Genomic DNA, 19,633 nt, shown 5'->3' on the forward strand with positions numbered 1-19,633 from the left:
ACTACTTTTCGATTTCGCTCTTGACCGGTTCGAGCGTCTTCGCGTCGTAATAGATCTCGACCTTCTTGCCGGCCTTGTTCCTGCCGTAGATCTCATAGCAGTTGCCGTCCACCTTGAACTTGGAGATGGTGTAACCCTGTGCTTCGATCTTGGCCTTGGCGTCGGCTTCCTTCATCCACTCGGCCTTCGGATAGGCCTTGCAGTTTGCCTTGGCGAATGCCGGCATCGTCGAGACAGCACATAAACCGAATACGACGGCGAAGATGACTTGCTTCATTGACTTTCCTGATGACGCTGAAGAGAGCAACAGCTTAGCATCGCTCCCGGAAAGGCAGCCACCGGCGCTCTTCGGCGCGGTCAAGGGCCGCCAGCTTCTCCGCACGATCGAAAATCGACGCTCGATCCCCGACAATCTCCGCTCTGCCCCCTGAACACCCATGCAACCCAAGACTTTCTCCATTCTCCCGGTCGTCTTCGCCATCGCCGCGGGCGCCCTGGCTCCCAGCTCGATGTCCTTCGCGGCCTCCCACGCCGCCAAGCGTGCCACGCATGCCAAGCCCACGGCCGACGCGCCTGCTTCGGCGCCAGTCGCTGCGCAGACCGCTGTCGCCGGCGGACCGCCGGCGCTCCCCGCCAAGGCGTGGCTGCTGATGGACTTCGACTCCGGCGAGGTGCTCGCCTCGGCCAACCCCGATGAACCGCTGCCGCCGGCGTCTCTGACCAAGATGATGACCAGCTTCCTGGTCGAACAGGCACTTCGCTCGGGCAAGCTCAAGAAGGAAGATCTCGTATCGGTCAGTCAGAACGCCTGGTGCCGGGGCTCGAGCACCGAGTCGTGCATGTACCTCCCGCTGAACAGCCAGGCCACGGTGATCGACATCCTGCGCGGCATCATCATCCAGTCGGGCAACGACGCGTCCAAGGCGATCGCCGAGCATCTGGCCGGCTCCGAAGAGGGCTTCGCCAAGCTCATGAATGCCGAAGCCCAGCGGCTCGGAATGACGCACACGCATTTCATGAACGCCACGGGCCTGCCCGACCCCGAGCACAAGGCGTCTGCGCGCGACCTCGCGATCCTGGCGCGCGCGATCATCCGCGACAGTGCCGACTATTACCCGATCTACGCGGAACGCGAGTTCAAGTACAACGGGATCAAGCAGGGGAACCGCAATGCGCTGCTCTACACCGATCCGACAGTCGACGGACTGAAGACCGGCCACACCCAGGAGGCGGGCTACTGTCTCGTCACGTCGTCCAAGCGCAACGGCATGCGCCTCATCACGGTGATCCTCAACACCAACAGCGCGCAGGCGCGTGCCGACGAGACGCGTACCCTGCTCGGGTGGGGCTTCGGGAACTTCGAGAAGGCCACCCCCATTCAGCCGAACACGGTGGTAGCGACCGCCAAGGTCAACTTCGGCAAGGTCGATACGGTTGCCGCGGCACTGGCGTCGCCATGGTCGGTGACCGTGCCGCGCGGCCAGCAGGTGCACACCTCGGTGCAGCTCAAGCCGGGCCTGGAGGCGCCGGTGGCCAAGGGTGCGGTGATCGGCAAGGTGGTCGCCGACTCCAACGGCAAGCCGGTGGGAGAAGCGCCGCTGATCGCGCAGGCCGATGTCGAACGCGCGGGCTTGATGCTGCGCACGTGGCAGCACGTGGCCAAGTTGTTCGGCAAATGAACGGCGGCAGCGCGCGAGGTGCCCTGATTTCGCGCGCCGCCGTGTCGTGTCTCCCCCGAGGGGCTACATCCCCACGTAGTTCGGCCCGCCGCCGCCTTCGGGCGTGACCCACACGATGTTCTGCGTCGGGTCCTTGATGTCGCAGGTCTTGCAGTGCACGCAGTTCTGCGCATTGATCTGCAGCCGCTGCTTGCCGTTTTCCCCGGCCACGAACTCGTAGACGCCGGCCGGGCAGTAGCGGGCCTCGGGGCCGTCGTACTCGGGCAGGTTGATCTCGATGGGCACCGCGGCGTTCTTCAGCGTCAGGTGCGACGGCTGGTTTTCCTCGTGGTTGGTGTTGCTGATGAACACCGAGGAGAGCCGGTCGAAGGTGAGCTGGCCGTCCGGCTTCGGGTAAACGATCTTCTTGCAGTGGCTGGCCTTCTTGAGCCGTTCGTGATCGGCCTGATGGCGGTGCAGCGTCCACGGGATGTGGCCGCGCAGCACGTACTGCTCGATGCCGGTCATCAGGGTGCCCACGGTCAAGCCCCTCTTGAACCATTGCTTGAAGTTGCGCGCCTTGCTCAGCTCCCGGTACAGCCAGCTCTTCTCGAAGGAGGCCGGGTAGGCGCTGAGCTCGTCCTGCTGGCGGCCGGCCATCACCGCGTCGTAGGCGGCCTCGGCCGCGAGCATGCCGGTCTTGATGGCGGCATGGCTGCCCTTGATGCGGCTTGCGTTCAGGTAGCCGGCGTCGTCGCCTACCAGCGCGCCGCCCGGAAACACCGTCTTGGGCAGCGAGAGCAGGCCGCCGGCAGTGATGGCGCGCGCACCGTAGGAGATGCGCTTGGCCGGCTTGAGGCCCTTGTCCTGGCCCTCGAAGTACCAGCGGATGTTCGGATGCGTCTTGAAGCGCTGGAATTCCTCGAAGGGGCTCATGTGCGGGTTCTGGTAGTCCAGGCCCACCACGAAGCCGACGATCACCTGGTTGTTTTCGGCGTGGTACAGGAAGGAGCCGCCGTAGGTGTCGGGCGGCAGCGGCCAGCCCGCGGTGTGCACCGCCAGGCCGGGCTCATGGCGGGCTGGGTCGATCTCCCACAGCTCCTTGATGCCGATGCCGTAGCTCTGCGGGTCCTTGCCGGCATCGAGCTTGTACTTGGCGATGAGCTGGCGCCCCAGGTGGCCGCGCGCGCCCTCGGCGAAGATCGTGTACTTGGCATGCAGTTCCATGCCGAGCTGGAAGTTCTCGGTCGGCTCGCCGTCCTTGCCGATGCCCATGTTGCCGGTGGCCACGCCGCGCACCTTGCCGTCCTCGGTGTAGAGCACCTCGGCGGCGGGGAAGCCCGCGAAGATCTCCACGCCCAGGGCCTCGGCCTGCTGCGCCAGCCAGCGCACCACGTTGCCCAGGCTCACGATGTAGTTGCCTTCGTTGTGGAAATTCTTGGGCAGCAGGAAATTGGGCGTGCGGTAGGCGCCGGTCTCGCTGAGCATCAGGAAGGTGTCCTGCGTCACCGGCTGGTTGAGCGGGGCGCCTTGCTCCTCCCAGTCGGGCAGCAGCTCGTACAGCGCGCGCGGGTCCATGATCGCGCCCGACAGGATGTGGGCGCCGGGCTCGGAGCCCTTCTCGAGCACCACCACCGAGATGTCCTTGCCGTGCGAGGCCGCCAGCTGCTTGAGGTGGATGGCAGTCGCCAGCCCGCCGGGGCCGGCACCCACCACCACCACGTCGTATTCCATGGCTTCGCGGGGGCCGAACTGGGCGAGGATTTCGTCGTGCGTCATGTGGGGTCTCGTCGATAATGGTTTGAGGGGGCGAGGCGTCGCGAAGGGCCGGGCCATTTTATGCGGCGCTCCACATGCCTCCGGCAGTCGCTCCGGCGACCCCAACAGGACCTTTCCTCATGGCTTACAGCATCGATCTTTCGGGCCGCGTGGCCTTTGTCACCGGCGCGTCGAGCGGTCTCGGCGCGCAATTCGCCAAGACCCTGGCCCGTGCCGGCGCCGCAGTGGTGCTGGCCAGCCGCCACACCGACCGCCTCAAGGAATTGCGCGCACGCATCGAAGGCGAGGGCGGCGATGCCCACGTGGTGGAGCTCGACGCGACCGACATGGACAGCATCAAGGCCGCGGTGGCGCGCGCAGAGACCGAGGTCGGGCCCATCGACATCCTGGTCAACAACTCGGGCGTGAGCACCACCCAGCGCCTGGAGGAAGTGAAGCCGCAGGACTACGACTTCATCTTCGATGCCAACGTCAAGGGCGCCTTCTTCATCGCCCAGGAGGTGGGCAAGCGCATGCTGGCGCGCGCCCGCGGGGCGGCGCCGGGCACCTACATCGGCGGGCGCATCGTCAACATCGCTTCCGTCGGGGCGCTGAAGGTGATCCCCAAGATCGGCGTCTACTGCATGAGCAAGGCCGCCGTGGTGCAGATGACCAAGGCCATGGCGCTCGAATGGGGGCGCTTCGGCATCAACGTCAACGCGCTGTGCCCCGGCTTCATCACGACCGACAACAACGAGGACCACTGGACTTCCGACGATGGCCAGAAGCTGGTCGGCGGCCTGCCGCGCAAGCGCCTGGGCAAGCCGGAGGATCTCGACGGCCTGATCGTGCTGCTGGCCAGCGGCCAGGGCCATTTCATCAATGGCGCAGTGATCGCGGCCGACGACGGATACGCGCTCTGAATCGCGGCGACTCGCGACGCGCGAACCAAGTGCAGGAGCACGTCGAGCCATCCGCAAGAGTTCGGCTTCGGCGGCGAAGCATGAACCCGGGTGCGCTTGTCGGTGTGGCGGCCGGCCTGGCCGCGGGGGCGCTCTGGGGCCTCGTCTTCGTGGCGCCGCGCATGGTGGGCCATTTCGGCATGGTGGACATCACGGCAGCTCGCTTCATCGTCTTCGGCATGGTCGCCGGGCTGGCGGTCTGGTGGCGTCCGGCCGCACAGCGCTGGCCTGACGCGCGGCAGGCCTTCACCGTGCTGGGCTTGAGCGGGCTGGGCTTCAGCGGCTATTACCTGCTCCTGGCCTTCTCCATCATGAATGCAGGCACCGAGGTGCCGAGCCTGATCATCGGCACCATTCCGGTCTGGATGATGCTGCTCGGCCGACCCGCGGGGCTGCGCATGCAGGCCTTGTTGCCCGGCTTGGCGCTGACCGCGGCCGGCATCGCCCTCATGGTCCATGCGGCATGGCCGCAGGAGGGCATCGGCGCCGCGCGGCCGCATTTCGGGCAGGGCTTGCTGTTGGCCATGCTCGCGATGGCGAGCTGGACGGCCTTTGGGCTGCTCAACGCCGCCTGGCTGAAGCGCCACCCCGGGGTGCACGCGGCCGACTGGGCCAACTGGCTCGGCATCGCCACCGGCCTGGGCGCCTTCGCGTTGTGGCTGGCCGCCGGCTCCGACGTGGCGACCCTGCGCGCGCAGCCGGACGGCGCCTTGTTCGCAATGCTCGCGCTGGCCGGCGGGCTGGGCTCCTCGTGGCTGGCGACCGTGCTCTGGAACATCGCCAGCCAGCGCCTGTCCGCCAGCCTGTGCGGCCAGCTGATCGTGAGCGAGACCCTGTTCGCCTTGCTCTACTCCTTCCTGTGGGATGGCCGCTGGCCGCACGCCAGCGAGCTCGCGGCGGCGCTGCTGTTCGTCCTGGGGATCCTCGCGTCCATCAAGGCACACCGATGAGAACCGAAATTGCAGAGGCCAAGACGCCCTGAATGTGCCTCGCGAAAAGAGGGCCGCTCACGCCGCATCCAGCACGATGCGCGCCTCGAACCCCGTCGCCGCCCCCGGCGGCGGCGAATACAGCTCGAGCCTCGCCCCATGCTTCTCGACGATGGTGTTGACGATCGAGAGCCCCAGCCCGTAGCCCGCGCGGTCGGAGCCGTGGCGCACATGGCGCTCACGCAGCGTGCGCAGCTGTGCGTTGCCGACGCCGGGCCCGAAGTCGCGCACGGCCAACGTGCCGGTCGCCGTCACCTCGATCACGACGCGGCCTCGACCATAGCGAATGGCGTTCTCGACCAGGTTGCGCAGCGCGATCGCCAATGCATCCACGTCACCCAGCGCCATGGGCGGGTCGGTGTCGGGCAGCTTCAGCGACAGGCGCTCGTTCACGCGCGGGTCCTTCCAGAACTCCTGCGCCACGGTCCCCGCGAGCTGGACCAGGTTGACCCTGGCGCGCGTCAGCGAGGCACCCGATTCGGCGCGCGAGAGCTGCAGCAGCTTCTCGGCGCGATGGCCCAGGACCTCCAGCGCATCGAGCGCGGCCTCGACGTCGTGGCGCCGCAGGTCGTGCTCCAGCGCGGTCTGCAGGCGCAGCCGGGCGGCCGCGAGCGGCGAGCGCAACTCGTGCGCCGCGTTCGCCGCAAGCGCACGCTCCACATCGAGCGCATGCGAGAGCCGCTGCAGCAGCCGGTTGGCGTCGTCGCCCACCGATCGAAGCTCGCGCGGCAGCCCCTCGAGCCGGATCGGCCGCAGGTCCGACCCGTTGCGCAGCGCGATCTCGCCGGCCAGCACCTGCAGTCCGCGCAGCTCGCTGCGCGCGACGTTTCGCAGCACCAGGGCCAGCAGGGGCAGCACCGCCATCAGCGGAATGCTCAGGCCGAGCAGGGTGCGGTTGAGCGTGGTGCGGCGCTCGTCCAGCGGGTCGGCGACCTGGAGGTAGAGACCGAGTGTCGGATGGCGCGCGGTGTAGATGCGCCAAGCCTCGCTGTCGGCGAAACCTTGCGCCAGCGGCACGTCGAAGGCATCGGGCGGCGCTTCGGCCGAGCGCAGCAGCACGCGTTCGTGCAGGTCGACCATCTGGTAGCGCACCGCGTCGGTGGGATACAGCTGCGGCGGCGGGATCAGCGGCAAGGAGGCACCGGGGCGCTCGGCGCGCAGCTTGTCGTATTCGTGCACCGCGGTGTCGAAGGTGCGGTGCGCGACCTCGGCCAGCTCGCTGTCGAAGTTGTGGTTGATCTCGCGGTCCACGTACCAGGCCATGCCCAGCATGCAAAGCAGCCAGACGCCGCCGACCCAGACGATGAGCGTGCGCGTCAGCCGCCCGGCGAGCGAATCGCGAGAACCGAGCTCGGCCTCTGCCTGCTGCAGGAGGCCGAGCTTCATTCGTCCTCTTCCTCGGGCGAGAACGACAGCCGGTAGCCCAGGCCGCGCAGCGTCTGGATATGGCTTCGCCCCAGCTTGCGCCGCAGGCGGCTGATGAAGACCTCCAGCGTGTTGCTGTCGGCTTCGTCGCCGAAGCCGTAGAGCGCATCGGCCAGGTTCTCGCGCGTGTGGATGCGCTCGGGCCGCGTGGCCATCACGCGCAGGAGCGCCCATTCCTTCTGCGTGAGCGTGACCGGCAGGCCGTCCTTGCGCACCAGGTCGCGCGCCAGGTCGATTTCGAGCTTGCCGAAGTGCAGCACGGGCGTGCTGGTGCTGCTGCGGCGGCGCTCGACGGCACGCAGCCGCGCCAGCAGCTCGGCCGGGTCGTAGGGTTTGATGAGGTAGTCGTCGGCGCCGGCGTCCAGGCCGCGGATGCGGTCTGTGACCTGGTCGCGCGCGGTGAGCACGATCACGATCGGCCGGTCGCGCAGGGCGCGCACGTCCGGCAGCAGCGACAGGCCTTCGCCATCGGCGAGGTGCAGGTCGAGCAGCACCGCCGCGTACTGCACGGCCGCCAGCGCGGCCCGCGCCTGTGCCAGGCCGGGCGTCACGTCGACCACGAAGGCCTTGGCCTCGAGGTAGCTGCAGACCGCGCTGGCCAGCGCGGCGTCGTCCTCGACCAGCAATATGCGCACGTCGCCTTCCTCTGTTCCAAAGAACCCGAGTCTAGGCGAGACGCTTCAGCCAACGTTCAGCGGGCGGCCTTAGGCTCGCGCGTCCATGTTCCGATCCCTGCTCGCCCGGCCTCTCGCCTGGACCCTCCTGGCCTTCCTCCTGCTCCTGCTCTGGGACGCCAGCGGCCTCGACCTCGCATTGGCCCGCCTGGCGGGCACGCCGACAGGCTTCCCATTGCGCGACAACGGCTTCCTGGTGCACATGATGCATGAGGGCGCGAGGGCGCTGAGCTGGCTGTTGCTGATCGCGCTCTTCGCCGCCATTCGCTGGCCCGTCGGCGTGCTGCGCCGGCTTCGGACGGGCGAGCGCGTCCAGCTCGCCTTCACCGTGCTGGCCGGCGTGCTGGTCGTGACGCTGGTCAAGCAGGCGAGCACCACCAGCTGCCCCTGGGACCTGAAGGCCTTCGGCGGAATGGCGCGGCACGTGTCGCACTGGGCCTGGGGTGTGCGCGACGGCGGGCCAGGGGGCTGCTTTCCGGCCGGCCACGCCTCCGCGGGCTTCGCCTTCGTGGGCGGCTGGTTCGCGCTGCGTCGCAGCGCGCCGGCCGCGGCGCGCGCATGGCTGGCTGGCGCGCTGGCGGCCGGGCTGCTGCTGGGCCTGGCGCAGCAGCTGCGCGGCGCCCACTACATGAGCCACACCCTCTGGACCGGCTGGCTCTGCTGGAGCACCGCCTTGGCCATCGATGCGCTGATGGGCTTGACGCGGTCACGCCGTCCCGACATGGCCATCGCGGGTTCCGTGCCCGAGCCGGACGAAAGCACGCCTGGCCGGTCCTCGGTCTTTCCTTCCGATCACGCAGTCGCCGCGCCCCGCGTGCAAGCGCCCGCCGAAGAGGCAGCTTCGTCCCCGTGGCAGCGCATCGATGCCTGGCTGACGCGGCCGCGCTCGGCGCGGCAGGTGGTCGTCTGGCTCAGCGTCTACCTCGCGGTGGCCGCCAACTGGCCGCTGTGGGCGGAGCTGGCGCGCATCGGCGGCGCGCCCAGCGTCTATCTGCCGACGATCGCGACGATGGCGCTGTTCACCGTCTGCGGCATGGTGGCCTTGCTCGCCTTCAGTGCGTGGTCGCGCTGGATGAAGCCGCTGTGGTTTGCCGTCGTGCTGGTGGCCGCGGTGGCGCAGCACTTCATGTCGAGCTATCACGCGGTGATGGACCCGAGCATGCTGGCCAACGCAGTTCAGACCGACATGCACGAGGCGAGCGACCTGCTGGGCTGGCGCCTGCTCGTCCATATGCTGCTGGTCGCGGCGCTACCGGGCTGGGCCTTGTGGCGCATGCGCGTGCTGCCCATGCGCCTCTGGTCGCACGCCTGGCGCAACGCCGCGCTGCTGCTGGCGGCGGTGTCGCTGGCGGCCGGCGGCGCCCTGGCGATGAACCGGCAAGTGGCACCGCTGATGCGCAACAACGTGCACCTGCGCTACATGATGAACCCGCTCGCCAGCCTCTATTCGGTGGGTGCGGTGGCGCTCAAGCCCCTCTTGAAGCACAGCCGCAAGCTGGTGCCGGTCACCGCCGGCACCGCGCTCGGCGCCAGCTATGCCGCGCAGGCTCGGCCGCAGCTCTTCGTGCTGGTGGTGGGCGAGACCGCGCGGGCCGATCACTTCGGACTCAACGGCTATGTACGCGACACCACGCCGGCGCTGGCGGCGCACAAGGTGCTGTCGTGGCGCGACGTGCATTCCTGCGGCACCAACACGCTGGCTTCGGTGCCCTGCATGTTCTCGCCGCTGGGCAAGGCCGGCTACGAGGCGCGGAAGGACGACTACGAAAACCTGATGGACGTCCTGCAGGCCGCCGGCCTTGCGGTGTTCTGGCTGGACAACCAGCCCGGCGGCTGCAAGGGCGTGTGCGACCGCATTCCGCATGCCTCGGCGTTCGATCCACTCGCCCCGGCGGTGAAGAGCGCGCTCTGCGACGGCGACGAATGCCTGGACGACGTGATGCTCAGGGGCCTCGACGATCGCCTGGCCGCCTTGCCGCCCGAGCGCCGCGCCAAGGGCGTGGTGCTGGTGATGCACCAGATGGGCAGCCATGGCCCGGCCTACTACAAGCGCTCCTCGCCGGATGCCAAGCGCTTCCTGCCCGAGTGCAAGACGAATGCGCTGGCGGAGTGCAGCCACGCCGAGCTGGTGAACGGCTTCGACAATTCGATCGCCTACACCGACCGCTTTCTCGGCAAGACCATCGACTGGCTGCAGGCGCAGTCGGGCCGCTACGACCCGGCCCTGCTCTACCTGAGCGATCACGGCGAGTCGCTGGGCGAGTACGGGCTGTTCCTGCACGGTGTGCCCTACAGCTTTGCGCCGGAAGTGCAGAAGCACATCCCGATGGTGATGTGGTTCGGCGCACGCACGGCCGAGCGCGCCGGGCTGTCGCGTCACTGCATGGAGTCGGGGCTGGATGCGCCGCTCACGCACGACAACCTCTATCACACGGTGCTCGGGTTGATGGATGTGAAGACGCCGAGCTACAAGGCGGGCCTGGATGCGCTCGCGTCGTGCCGCAGTCCCGGCTGAGCGCGCAAGAGACGCTACTTCTTTTCGCGCGGCACCCGCCCCAGCAGATAGAACTCCGCGTTCGGCTGCATGCCGCTGAAGCTGGCCATGCGATTGGACAGGCCAAAGAAAGACGTAATGGCCGCGATGTCCCAGATGTCCTCGTCGCTGAAGCCGTGCGCGTGCAGCGATGGGAAGTCGCTGTCGTCGATCTCGTGCGAACGCTCGCAGACCTTCATCGCGAATTCCAGCATCGCGTACTGGCGCGGCGTGATGTCGGCCTTGCGCCAGTTGACCGCCACCTGGTCGGCCACCAGCGGCTTCTTCTCGTAGATGCGCAGCAGCGCGCCGTGCGCCACCACGCAATAGAGGCAGCGGTTGGCCGCGCTGGTGGCGGTGACGATCATCTCGCGCTCGCCCTGGGTGAGGCTGCCTTCCTCCTTCAGCATCAGCGCATCGTGGTAGGCGAAGAAGGCGCGCCACTCGGCCGGCCGCCGCGCGAGGGCGAGGAACACGTTGGGGACGAAGCCGGCCTTCTCCTGCACCTCGAGCACCTTGGCGCGGATGTCTTCGGGCAGGTCCTTGAGCTCGGCGAGGGGATAGCGGGATGCGGTCATGGGGGTCTCCGTGGGTTGCAGCGGTCCATCAAGGGTGGGGACGATCCAGCGCCGGGTTCGAATCCACCGGCGCGAGCACGGCCGATGCGCTTTCGTCCTTGAGCGCCACGCCCGTCAGGCCGCGGCGCAAGGCTTCGCGCACGAACCAGGCAAGCTTGAACGCCGCGGCTTCATAAGGCAGCCCCTCTGGGCGCACGTTCGAAATGCAGTTGCGCTCGGCGTCGTGCCGGCCGCGGCGTGGCGCGTGGGTGATGTAGATGCCGAGGCTGTCGGGCGAACTCAGGCCGGGGCGCTCGCCGATCAGCATGACCGCCAACCGGGCGCCGAAGGCTTCGCCCACCTCGTCCGCGAGCGCCACGCGCGCCTGGGTGGCGATCACGAGGGGCGCGAGCCGGAGTCCGGCCGGCAGTTGCGGGCGCAAGGCGGACAGCAGCGGGAGTGCATGGCGGGTCGCGGCCAGAGAAGACAGGCCGTCGCCGATCACGATGCAGACATCGGCCGGCGTACCTGCGTGCGTTCGCAGGGCCTGCGCGTCACCGGCATCGAGCTGGCGGCCCAGGTCGGGGCGCCGCAGGTAGGCGGCACGGTCCGGCGCGCGGCTGCGCGCCCGCAGCACGTCCCATCCCTCGCTGCGCAGCGCGGTCTCGAGGGCCTCGACGTCGAGGGCCGCATGGATCGCGTCGCGCGCCATGGCATGGGCCCAGCCGAATCGCAGGACCTCGTCGGTCGGCATGCCGGCGCCGGCGCGGCCGAGCGCGAGCCGTGCGGGCGTGGCGCTGCGCCAGCCGGCCCAGGGGCTGTGCGTGACGGGATCGGGCAAGGGCGTCCCTTCGCTTCCGTCTGCGCTGCGAGCGCCTTTGCGCGGCCGGGCGGCGCTCATTGGGCAACCTCCGTGCTTCGCACTGCGGTGCGAGCGCCTTCAAGCGGCAGGGCGGCGCTCATGTCAACGCCTTCAGCGAACGCATGTCCGCGAGCAGGCGATTCGAAGAGGGCGCTTGCAGGCGGCCGGCCGCATCGGTGATCTGCATCCGCTGCAGCCAGGCTTCGAACTCGGGCGCGCGCTTCAGCCCCATCGACTCGCGCAGGAAGAGCGCGTCGTGAAAGGAGGTGCTCTGGTAGTTGAGCATCACGTCGTCGGCGCCGGGCACGCCCATGATGAAGTTGATCCCGGCCGTGCCCAGCAGCACCAGCAGGGTGTCCATGTCGTCCTGGTCGGCCTCGGCATGGTTGGTGTAGCAGACGTCGCAGCCCAGCGGCAGGCCCAGGAGCTTGCCGCAAAAGTGGTCTTCGAGGCCGGCGCGGATGATCTGCTTGCCGTCGTAGAGGTACTCCGGCCCGATGAAGCCGACCACGGTGTTGATCAGGAGCGGCTGGTAGCGCCGCGCCAGCGCATAGGCGCGCGCCTCGCAGGTCTGCTGGTCGACGCCGAAGTTGGCGTCGGCCGAGAGCGCCGAGCCCTGGCCGGTCTCGAAGTACATGAGGTTGCGGCCCACCGTGCCGCGCGCGAGCGACTGCGCGGCGGCGTGCGCCTCGTCCAGCAGTTCCGGGGTGACGCCGAAGGAGCGGTTGGTCTTCTCGGTGCCGCCGATGGACTGGAACACCAGGTCCACGGGCGCGCCGGATTCGACGAGCTTGATCGCATGGGTCACGTGGGTCAGCACGCAGCTCTGCGTCGGCACTTCGAAGCGCTGGATGACTTCGTCGAGCATGCGCAGCAGGTCGCCGAGGTGCTGCAGGCTGTCGGTCACGGGGTTGATGCCGATCACCGCATCGCCGGCGCCCATCAGCAGGCCGTCGAGCATCGACGCGGCAATGCCGCGCAGATCGTCGGTGGGATGGTTGGGCTGCAGGCGGACCGCGAGGTGGCCCGGCAGGCCGATGGTGTCTCGAAAGCGCGTGACCACGCGGCACTTGCGCGCCACCGCGATCAGGTCCTGGTTGCGCATCAGCTTGGAGGCCGCGGCCGCCATCTCGGGCGTGAGTCCGGGCGCGAGCGCCGCCAGGGCCGGGGTGCTCGCCTGTTCCGAAAGCAGCCAGTTGCGGAAGTCGCCGACCGTCAGATGGGCGACCGGCGCGAAGGCCGCTGCATCGTGGCCGTCGATGATGAGGCGGGTGATGTTGTCTTCTTCGTAGGGGACCAGGGCCTCGCGCAGGAACTGCTTCAGCGGTGTTTCCGCCAGCACGTGGCGTGCCGCCATGCGTTGCTGCGCCGTGGCTGCGCCGATGCCTGCCAGGTAGTCGCCCGAACGCGCCGGGCTGGCGATGGCCATGACCTGGCGCAGGTCGTCGAAGGCGAAGACCTGCGAATCGAGGGTGGTCCGGTAGCGCATCGCGGCGAGAAGAAGTTCAGCCCAGGGTGGAGAGCAATTTGTCGGGTGCGGCGGCCTCGCGCTGTCCGGCGGTGAGGCGGAAATAGCCGTAGGCCAATGCCATCAGCACCAGGAAGAGCAGCGTCAGCGTGCCATTGAACCAGATCATCGCGCTCAGGCACACCAGGCCGAGCAGCAGGGCGATGGCGGGGAAGACGGGATAGAAGGGCGCGCGGTAGGTGCGCTCCAGCTGCGGTTCGCTGCGCCGGAGCTTGAAGAGCGCCGCCATCGAGACCAGGTACATCACGATCGCGCCCAGCACCGACATGGTGACGATGTTGGCGGTGAGCGTCTGGCCGCCGAACTGCACCCACTCGTCGCTGAAGATCGCGGCGACGCCGACCACGCCGCCGGCGATCAGCGCGCGGTGCGGCGTGTTGAAGCGCGGGCTCAGCGCGGCGAAGGTGGCGGGCAGGTAGCCGGCGCGCGCCAGCGCGAAGATCTGGCGCGAGTAGCCCATGATGATCCCGTGGAAGGATGCGACCAGCCCGAACAGGCCGATCCACACCAGCATGTGCAGCCAGCCGCTCTGCTCGCCCACGACGGCCTTCATCGCCTGCGGCAGGGGATCGTTGATGTTGGCGAGCCGGCGCCAGTCGCCGACGCCACCGGCGAAGATCATCACGCCGAAGGCCAGGACCACCAGCGTGAGGATGCCCGTGGTGTAGGCCAGCGGGATGGTGCGGTGCGGATCGCGTGCCTCCTCGGCCGCCATGGCCGCGCCCTCGATGGCCAGGAAGAACCAGATCGCGAAGGGGATGGAGGCGAAGATGCCCGGAACGGCCGCGCTGCCGAAGGCCGAGCTGCCCGACCATCCGTTGGCGGCGAAGTTGGCGAGCGACCAGCCGGGGGCGACCACACCCATGAAGACCAGCAGCTCGAGGATCGCGAGCACGGTGACGAACAGCTCGAAGGCCGCCGCGATGCCGACGCCGATCCAGTTGAGCCCGATGAAGATCACGTAAGCGCCGAGCGCGAACCACTTGGGATTGATGCCGGGGAACTGCACGTTGAGGTAGGCGCCGATCGCGAGTGCGATGGCCGGCGGCGCGAAGACGAACTCCACCAGCGTCGCGAAGCCCGCGATGAAGCCGCCGTTGGGCCCGAAGGCGCGCCGGGCATAGGCGAAGGGGCCGCCCGCATGCGGGATGGCGGTGGAGAGCTCGGTGAAGCTGAAGATGAAGGTGGTGTACATGGTCGCGACCAGCACGGTGGCGACCAGGAAGCCGAGCGTGCCGGCGGTGTTCCAGCCGTAGCTCCAGCCGAAGTACTCGCCCGAGATCACGAGCCCGACCGCAATGCCCCAGAGCTGGATGGGGCCGAGCACTTTCTTCAAGCCTGTGGACATGCACACTCCTCGTTGATGCGGATGGAGGCTCACAGCAAGAGCAATGCCATGGCGGCATGCGCCGCAATAATGGACTGTTTTCAACCAACCCGGGAGACCGTCTCGTGCATTCCTTCTTTCGTCTTGCTGCAGCAGCCCTCGTGTCCTTGTGCGCACTGCCGGCCGCGCTGGCGCAGAGCGCCCCCGTCACCACGCCGAGCGGGCTGGTCTACCAGTCGTTAAAGGAGGGCAGCGGCGCCTCGCCCTCGGCTACGGACGTGGTCAAGGTCCACTACCGCGGCACCTTTCCGGACAGCGGCAAGGAGTTCGACAGCTCCTACAAGCGCAATGCGCCGACGGAGTTTCCGTTGAACGGCGTGATTCCCTGCTGGACCGAAGGCGTGCAGAAGATGAAGCCGGGCGGAAAGGCCAAGCTGACCTGCCCGCCCGCCATCGCCTACGGTGCGCGCGGGGCGGGCGGGGTGATTCCGCCGAATGCGACGCTGGACTTCGAGATCGAGTTGATCTCCGTGACCAAGCGCTGACGCTCGCGAAGTTCAGCCCGGCTGGTATTGGTAGAGCCAGGTCTCGGTCAGCGTCTGGTCGCCGGTCTTGAGGTAGAGGCGCATGTCCACCGGCTCCGTGCCTTCGGCCGTGAAGTCGAACTGGGCGCGCCAGTGGCCCGGCACGCCGTTGGGCACCGCCTCCGCGAAGATGTAGGAGAACTTGCCGCGCGAGGCCGTGAGCACCAGCTCGGGCTTGATGCCGAAGGGGATGGCTTCGAGCGGTTTGCCGATGAACTCGACCATGAACTTGCGCACGCCCGGCGGCCGGGCCGTGCCCGGCTCGCCGCCGCGGCCCATGCGCGTGGCGATGCAGCGTGCCAGCGGCGAGGGAAAGGGCTCCTGGTCGGTCCAGTACAGCCGGTATTTCAGCGCGAAGCTCGCACCGGCCTTGGCCGGCGCCTTCGGCACCCAGCAGGCCAGGATGTTGTCGTGGATCTCGTCGTCGGTCGGGATCTCGATCAGCTGCACCGAGCCCTCGCCCCAGTCGCCCAGCGGCTCGACCCACAGGCTCGGCCGCTTCTCGTAGAGCACGCCGTCCTGGTAGTGGTCGAAATTGCGATCGCGCTGCAGCAGGCCGAAGCCGCGCGGGCGCGTGTCCGTGAAGGCCGAGGCGCGGGTCTGCGCGGGGTTGTTGAGCGGGCGCCAGATGCGCTCGCCGCCGCCGTTCCAGATCGCGAGGCCGTCGGAGTCGTGCACCTCGGGCCGCCAGTCGATGCCCGTGGGCTTCACCGTTTCGCCATACCAGAACATCGAGGTCAGCGGCACCAGGCCGAGCCGGCCGACATCGCGGCGCAGGAACAGGCGCGCTTCGATGTCCATCAACACCGCCTTGGTCCGCTGCATCAGGAACTTGTAGGCCCCGGTGATGCTGGGGCCTTCGAGCAGGGCGTACACCGTGATGGTGTTGGCATCGGGCGTGGCGGGCGGCTCGAAATAGAAGCGCGTGAAGTTGGGGAATTCCTCGGGCCGGTCGGGCATGGCCGCATCGAGCGCGATGCCGCGCGCCGAGAGCCCGTACTGGTAGAGCTCGCCGATGGCGCGGAAGTAGGAGGCACCGAGGAAAGCGACCCAGTCGTTGGTCTGCCAGGGCAGCTTCTTCTGGTCGCCCAGGCGGCTCTCCTGCAGCCGGAAGCCCGCGAAGCCGGCGCCTTCGCCCAGCTGGCGTGCCGGGCTGTCGGCGGGCATCGCGAAGTAGTCGCTGTCGTAGAGGACCTCGCGCGCGAAGCCGTCGCCGCTGGCGGCTTCGGTCACGAACATATGGACCGGCAACTGGAAGTAGCGGCCCAGGTGGAAGAAGGTGACCGGGAATTGGCCAGGGCCGTCGCGGAACAGGGCCAGGTCGGGGTTGTACTTGATCTTGCCATGCGCGTCGTAGTCGATGCGCTGCAGCACCTCGGCGGGCAGCGAGGTATCGGCCACGTAGGGCCGGCTCGCGAGCCCCTTGGCTTCGGTAACAAGACGTTCGAAAGAGAAGGGACGGGGTTGACTGAGCTTGATTCCCCCGGCCGCGAGGGCATCTGCGGGGAATCCGAGGGCGGCGAGCGCCACGGAGGCGCCACCGGCGGTGAGGAGTGAACGGCGATCGATCATCGGCCAGGATGGTAACGAGGCCCGGGCCTGACCCCCGTAGGCCGAAGGCGCGATGAAAAAAGCCATGATGGCGGCCTCGTCCTACGATCGAATTCGAAAGCAAGACCCGGAGTGCGCATGCGAAGGCCGATCTCCAGAATCGGTGCATCGATCCATGAAGCCGAAAGGACTTGCAATGAACATGATGAGCAACCCCGACGAAATCCGCGCCCTCGAAACCGCGAGCGACCCGCGCTGGGCGGCGGTGGCGGCGCGCGACGCGACCGCCGATGGGCAGTTCTTCTATTCGGTGAAGAGCACCGGCGTGTATTGCCGGCCTTCCTGCGGGGCGCGGCAGCCGCGGCCCGAGAACGTGGCCTTCCACGCGACCGCCGCCGACGCGCAGCGCGCGGGCTTCCGTCCCTGCAAGCGCTGCAAGCCGGACCAGCCGGCGCGCAACGAGCAGCAGGCGGCGCAGGTGGCCGAGCTGTGCCGCTACATCGAGAACGCCGGCGAGTCGCCGACGCTCGATGAGCTGGCCGAGCGCGCCGGGCTCAGCCGCTTTCACCTGCATCGCATCTTCAAGCAAGCCACGGGGCTCACGCCCAAGGCCTACGCCGCGGCCCATCGCGACCGGCGCGTGCGCGAGGCGCTGGCGCGCAGCGGGACGGTGACGGATGCGATCTACGACGCGGGCTACAACTCCAATGGCCGCTTCTACGAGCGCTCGAACGAGGTGCTGGGAATGACGCCGACGCGCTTTCGCGCCGGCGGCGCCGACACCGAGATCCGCTTCGCCATCGGCCAGTGCGCGCTCGGTGCAATCCTGGTGGCGCAGAGCGAGCGCGGTGTCTGCGCGATCGCGTTGGGCGACGATCCCGATGCGCTGGCGCGCGAGCTGCAGGACCGCTTTCCGCAGGCGCGGCTGATCGGCGGCGACCCTGCCTTCGAACAGCTGGTGGCGCGCGTGGTCGGCTTCGTCGAGGCGCCGGGCGTGGGCCTGGACCTGCCGCTGGACGTGCGCGGCACCGCCTTCCAGCAGCGCGTGTGGCAGGCGCTGCGCGAGATCCCGCCGGGGAGCACGGCGAGCTATGCCGAGATCGCCGTGCGCATCGGCAGTCCGAAGTCGGTGCGCGCGGTGGCGCAGGCCTGCGGCGCCAATCTGCTCGCTGTGGCGGTTCCCTGTCATCGCGTGGTGCGCAGCGACGGCGCGCTCTCCGGCTATCGCTGGGGCGTGGAGCGCAAGAGCGCACTGCTGAAGCGGGAGGCCGGCGCCGCATGATCGATTGGCAACAGGTGGCGCTGGATCTCGACGGCGAGGGCAGCGCCCTCATTCCGGCCTTGTTGTCGCGCGACGAGTGCAAGTCGCTGGCGGCGCTCTATCCGCTCGACCCCTTGTTCCGCAGCCGCGTGCTGATGGAGCGCCACGGCTTCGGCCGCGGCGAATACAAGTACTTCGACTACCCGCTGCCCGAGCGGCTGGCACGCCTTCGCGAAGCGATGTACCCGCGACTCGCGCCCATCGCCAACCGCTGGAACGAGGCCATGGGCATCGACGTGCGCTACCCGCCCCGGCATGCGGACTTCATCGCGCGCTGCCATGCCGCGGGGCAGACGCGGCCCACCCCCTTGCTGCTGCAATACGGCGAGGGGGACTACAACTGCCTGCACCAGGACCTTTACGGCGAGCATGTGTTCCCGCTGCAGCTGGTGATCCTGCTGTCCGAGCCGGGCCGCGACTTCACCGGCGGCGAATTCGTGATGACCGAGCAACGCCCGCGCATGCAGTCGCGGCCGATGGTGCTGCCGCTGCGGCAGGGCGATGCGGCGGTGATCGCGGTGCACCAGCGGCCGGTGCAGGGCACGCGCGGCATCTATCGCGTCAACCTGCGGCATGGCGTGAGCCGGGTGCGCTCGGGGCAGCGCCACACGGCGGGCATCATCTTCCACGACGCGGCCTGAACGCCATGACGCCCGATCTGTTCGATGGACTCGAGGTGCCCGCGCTGCCAGCGACGCAGCCGCTCGCGCCTGGCGCGGTGCTGCTGCGCGGCTTTGCGCGCTCGCGCGAAGCGCCACTGCTGGCCGGTGTCGACGCGGTGCTGGCGCAGGCGCCGCTGCGTCACCTGGTCACGCCCGGCGGCTTTCGGATGTCCGTGGCGATGAGCAACTGCGGCCGGCTGGGCTGGGTTTCCGACCGGAGCGGCTACCGCTACGACGCGATCGATCCCGACAGCGGGCGGCCCTGGCCCGCGATGCCCGCCATCTTTCTCGACCTGGCCGCGGCCGCCGCGCGCGCGAGCGGCTTCGAGGGCTTCGTCCCCGACGCGTGCCTGATCAACCGCTACGAGGCCGGCACCCGGCTCTCGCTGCACCAGGATCGCGACGAGGGCAACTACGACTGGCCCATCGTCTCGGTCTCGCTGGGCTTGCCGGCCGTGTTCCTGTTCGGCGGCCCGAAGCGTTCGGACAAGGCGCAGCGCGTCCCGCTGGTGCACGGCGACGTGGTGGTGTGGGGCGGGCCTTCGCGGCTGCACTACCACGGCGTGCTGCCGATGAAGGAGGGCGAGCATCCGCTGACGGGCGCCTGCCGTATCAACCTGACCTTTCGCAAAGCAGGCTGAGCGTTCCTCGGGCCGGCTCCGTGCTCCGCGCTGTGTGCGAACCGATTCGGGAAGGGCCGGGCGGCGCTCAAGCCGGAGGCGCGATGTCGTAGGAGATCCGTCCCGCCGGCAGGTAGAACAACGCGATCACGGCACCCCCCTTGGCCTCGGGATAGTGGTGGCTCCCCGGCGACGGTGCGGTCCATCCGCCGTAGCACCAGCCATTGGGACCGGCCAGCGCCGCGCCTTCATTCAGCGGGATCACCATGTTGAACTCGCCGTAGGGGTGGGCGTGGTAGTCGCCGCGAAAACTCTGCTCCGGATTGCCCTGCGTGTTGCCGGTGCTGTCCATGTACACGGCCGTGATGCTGAAGCCCAGCGTCTCCGGCGTCGGCTCGCAGATGCGGCTGCGGCGATAGCGGCGCCCCTGGATCTCGGTGCTGGCGGCCCAGCCCGCCTCTACGCCCGCCTTCACCAGCGCGGCCAGCTCCTCGTAGAGCGCGCTGCCGGGGCCGTACTTCGCATTCAGCCATTGCTCGACGGCGGTGCCGGCGGTCATGTTCTGGATCTCCGCGAGGAAAGGCAGGCTGGCCGCGATGAGCTTGTCTCGATCGTTCATGAC

Annotated in this window: 18 protein-coding genes and 1 pseudogene; 9 read left to right on the plus strand and 10 right to left on the minus strand. The window is 68.6% G+C overall.

Annotation, left to right across the window (positions count from 1 at the left end):
* Position 1: 1 nt before the first annotated feature.
* The gene (locus J2739_RS25690) at positions 2-277 is read right to left on the minus strand and encodes a PepSY domain-containing protein (RefSeq protein ID WP_309906996.1); all 276 of its coding nucleotides are present in this window, start codon (positions 275-277) and stop codon (positions 2-4) included.
* A 160-nt stretch (positions 278-437) separates the two neighbouring features.
* Between J2739_RS25690 and J2739_RS25695 the strand changes: the two genes are divergently transcribed.
* Complete coding sequence (locus J2739_RS25695) at positions 438-1,679, plus strand: D-alanyl-D-alanine carboxypeptidase family protein (protein ID WP_309906998.1); 1,242 nt, start codon at positions 438-440, stop codon at positions 1,677-1,679.
* A 63-nt stretch (positions 1,680-1,742) separates the two neighbouring features.
* Here J2739_RS25695 and J2739_RS25700 read toward each other — a convergent pair whose 3' ends face one another.
* Positions 1,743-3,437, minus strand: coding sequence for an electron transfer flavoprotein-ubiquinone oxidoreductase (locus J2739_RS25700; RefSeq protein ID WP_309907000.1), 1,695 nt, complete (start codon positions 3,435-3,437; stop codon positions 1,743-1,745).
* Positions 3,438-3,556: 119 nt separating this feature from the next.
* On the opposite strand from J2739_RS25700, the gene J2739_RS25705 reads away from it, so the two are divergent.
* Both J2739_RS25705 and J2739_RS25710 read left to right on the plus strand, forming a co-directional pair.
* The gene (locus tag J2739_RS25705; RefSeq protein WP_309907002.1) at positions 3,557-4,339 is read left to right on the plus strand and encodes an SDR family oxidoreductase; all 783 of its coding nucleotides are present in this window, start codon (positions 3,557-3,559) and stop codon (positions 4,337-4,339) included.
* 80 nt (positions 4,340-4,419) lie between these two features.
* A complete protein-coding gene (locus J2739_RS25710; protein WP_309907004.1) occupies positions 4,420-5,328 on the plus strand; it encodes a DMT family transporter in 909 nt (302 codons plus the stop codon).
* A 57-nt stretch (positions 5,329-5,385) separates the two neighbouring features.
* Here the strand turns inward: J2739_RS25710 and J2739_RS25715 are convergent, their stop codons facing one another.
* Entirely contained in the window at positions 5,386-6,753 is a 1,368-nt protein-coding gene (locus J2739_RS25715) for a sensor histidine kinase (protein WP_309907006.1), read from the minus strand.
* The gene (locus tag J2739_RS25720; RefSeq protein WP_309907008.1) at positions 6,750-7,427 is read right to left on the minus strand and encodes a response regulator; all 678 of its coding nucleotides are present in this window, start codon (positions 7,425-7,427) and stop codon (positions 6,750-6,752) included. The genes J2739_RS25715 and J2739_RS25720 overlap by 4 nt, the downstream gene beginning before the upstream one ends.
* Positions 7,428-7,671: 244 nt before the next feature.
* On the opposite strand from J2739_RS25720, the pseudogene J2739_RS27950 reads away from it, so the two are divergent.
* Both J2739_RS27950 and J2739_RS25725 read left to right on the plus strand, forming a co-directional pair.
* Positions 7,672-8,136: pseudogene (locus J2739_RS27950) on the plus strand (phosphatase PAP2 family protein); the annotation flags it as partial.
* 51 nt (positions 8,137-8,187) lie between these two features.
* Positions 8,188-9,981 carry a phosphoethanolamine transferase gene (locus J2739_RS25725; protein WP_309907079.1) on the plus strand — a complete coding sequence of 598 codons (1,794 nt, stop codon included), beginning with the start codon at positions 8,188-8,190 and terminating at the stop codon, positions 9,979-9,981.
* A gap of 14 nt (positions 9,982-9,995) precedes the next feature.
* On the opposite strand, the gene J2739_RS25730 is transcribed toward J2739_RS25725, so the two are convergent.
* From J2739_RS25730 to eat, 4 genes are all read right to left on the minus strand, one after another.
* Complete coding sequence (locus tag J2739_RS25730) at positions 9,996-10,577, minus strand: peroxidase-related enzyme (protein WP_309907010.1); 582 nt, start codon at positions 10,575-10,577, stop codon at positions 9,996-9,998.
* A gap of 28 nt (positions 10,578-10,605) precedes the next feature.
* Positions 10,606-11,397, minus strand: coding sequence for an ethanolamine ammonia-lyase subunit EutC (gene eutC, locus J2739_RS25735; protein WP_309907012.1), 792 nt, complete (start codon positions 11,395-11,397; stop codon positions 10,606-10,608).
* A 118-nt stretch (positions 11,398-11,515) separates the two neighbouring features.
* A complete protein-coding gene (locus tag J2739_RS25740) occupies positions 11,516-12,907 on the minus strand; it encodes an ethanolamine ammonia-lyase subunit EutB (RefSeq protein WP_309907014.1) in 1,392 nt (463 codons plus the stop codon).
* Positions 12,908-12,923: 16 nt separating this feature from the next.
* A complete protein-coding gene (gene eat / locus J2739_RS25745; RefSeq protein WP_309907016.1) occupies positions 12,924-14,294 on the minus strand; it encodes an ethanolamine permease in 1,371 nt (456 codons plus the stop codon).
* Positions 14,295-14,398: 104 nt separating this feature from the next.
* On the opposite strand from eat, the gene J2739_RS25750 reads away from it, so the two are divergent.
* Complete coding sequence (locus tag J2739_RS25750) at positions 14,399-14,818, plus strand: FKBP-type peptidyl-prolyl cis-trans isomerase (protein ID WP_309907018.1); 420 nt, start codon at positions 14,399-14,401, stop codon at positions 14,816-14,818.
* A 12-nt stretch (positions 14,819-14,830) separates the two neighbouring features.
* On the opposite strand, the gene J2739_RS25755 is transcribed toward J2739_RS25750, so the two are convergent.
* Positions 14,831-16,429, minus strand: a complete 1,599-nt coding sequence (locus J2739_RS25755; RefSeq protein WP_309907080.1) for an OpgD/OpgG family glucan biosynthesis protein — start codon at positions 16,427-16,429, stop codon at positions 14,831-14,833.
* A gap of 181 nt (positions 16,430-16,610) precedes the next feature.
* Here J2739_RS25755 and ada point away from each other — a divergent pair, with 181 nt between their 5' ends.
* The 3 genes from ada to alkB are packed head-to-tail and all read left to right on the plus strand — an operon-like array spanning position 16,611 to position 19,032.
* Positions 16,611-17,690, plus strand: a complete 1,080-nt coding sequence (gene ada, locus J2739_RS25760) for a bifunctional DNA-binding transcriptional regulator/O6-methylguanine-DNA methyltransferase Ada (protein ID WP_405053954.1) — start codon at positions 16,611-16,613, stop codon at positions 17,688-17,690.
* Positions 17,687-18,370: a 2OG-Fe(II) oxygenase gene (locus tag J2739_RS25765; RefSeq protein WP_309907022.1), complete on the plus strand. Its 684-nt coding sequence runs from the start codon at positions 17,687-17,689 to the stop codon at positions 18,368-18,370. The genes ada and J2739_RS25765 overlap by 4 nt, the downstream gene beginning before the upstream one ends.
* Before the next feature lie 5 nt (positions 18,371-18,375).
* Positions 18,376-19,032 carry a DNA oxidative demethylase AlkB gene (gene alkB / locus J2739_RS25770; RefSeq protein WP_309907024.1) on the plus strand — a complete coding sequence of 219 codons (657 nt, stop codon included), beginning with the start codon at positions 18,376-18,378 and terminating at the stop codon, positions 19,030-19,032.
* 67 nt (positions 19,033-19,099) lie between these two features.
* On the opposite strand, the gene J2739_RS25775 is transcribed toward alkB, so the two are convergent.
* Entirely contained in the window at positions 19,100-19,630 is a 531-nt protein-coding gene (locus J2739_RS25775; RefSeq protein WP_405053952.1) for a 4-hydroxylaminobenzoate lyase, read from the minus strand.
* Between the last annotated feature and the right edge of the window lie 3 nt (positions 19,631-19,633).

It is taken from the genome of Variovorax soli (assembly GCF_031454625.1).
In the GTDB taxonomy this organism is placed as follows: domain Bacteria; phylum Pseudomonadota; class Gammaproteobacteria; order Burkholderiales; family Burkholderiaceae_C; genus Variovorax; species Variovorax soli_A.

Excerpts from the sequence above, each read along its gene's own strand:
- J2739_RS25690 (WP_309906996.1), bottom strand. The coding sequence starts at position 277 with ATGAAGCAAGTCATCTTCGCCGTCGTATTCGGTTTATGTGCTGTCTCG.
- J2739_RS25695 (WP_309906998.1), top strand. The coding sequence starts at position 438 with ATGCAACCCAAGACTTTCTCCATTCTCCCGGTCGTCTTCGCCATCGCC.
- J2739_RS25700 (WP_309907000.1), bottom strand. The coding sequence starts at position 3,437 with ATGACGCACGACGAAATCCTCGCCCAGTTCGGCCCCCGCGAAGCCATG.
- J2739_RS25705 (WP_309907002.1), top strand. The coding sequence starts at position 3,557 with ATGGCTTACAGCATCGATCTTTCGGGCCGCGTGGCCTTTGTCACCGGC.
- J2739_RS25710 (WP_309907004.1), top strand. The coding sequence starts at position 4,420 with ATGAACCCGGGTGCGCTTGTCGGTGTGGCGGCCGGCCTGGCCGCGGGG.
- J2739_RS25715 (WP_309907006.1), bottom strand. The coding sequence starts at position 6,753 with ATGAAGCTCGGCCTCCTGCAGCAGGCAGAGGCCGAGCTCGGTTCTCGC.
- J2739_RS25725 (WP_309907079.1), top strand. The coding sequence starts at position 8,188 with ATGGCCATCGCGGGTTCCGTGCCCGAGCCGGACGAAAGCACGCCTGGC.
- J2739_RS25730 (WP_309907010.1), bottom strand. The coding sequence starts at position 10,577 with ATGACCGCATCCCGCTATCCCCTCGCCGAGCTCAAGGACCTGCCCGAA.
- J2739_RS25740 (WP_309907014.1), bottom strand. The coding sequence starts at position 12,907 with ATGCGCTACCGGACCACCCTCGATTCGCAGGTCTTCGCCTTCGACGAC.
- eat (WP_309907016.1), bottom strand. The coding sequence starts at position 14,294 with ATGTCCACAGGCTTGAAGAAAGTGCTCGGCCCCATCCAGCTCTGGGGC.
- J2739_RS25755 (WP_309907080.1), bottom strand. The coding sequence starts at position 16,429 with ATGATCGATCGCCGTTCACTCCTCACCGCCGGTGGCGCCTCCGTGGCG.
- ada (WP_405053954.1), top strand. The coding sequence starts at position 16,611 with ATGATGAGCAACCCCGACGAAATCCGCGCCCTCGAAACCGCGAGCGAC.
- J2739_RS25765 (WP_309907022.1), top strand. The coding sequence starts at position 17,687 with ATGATCGATTGGCAACAGGTGGCGCTGGATCTCGACGGCGAGGGCAGC.
- alkB (WP_309907024.1), top strand. The coding sequence starts at position 18,376 with ATGACGCCCGATCTGTTCGATGGACTCGAGGTGCCCGCGCTGCCAGCG.
- J2739_RS25775 (WP_405053952.1), bottom strand. The coding sequence starts at position 19,630 with ATGAACGATCGAGACAAGCTCATCGCGGCCAGCCTGCCTTTCCTCGCG.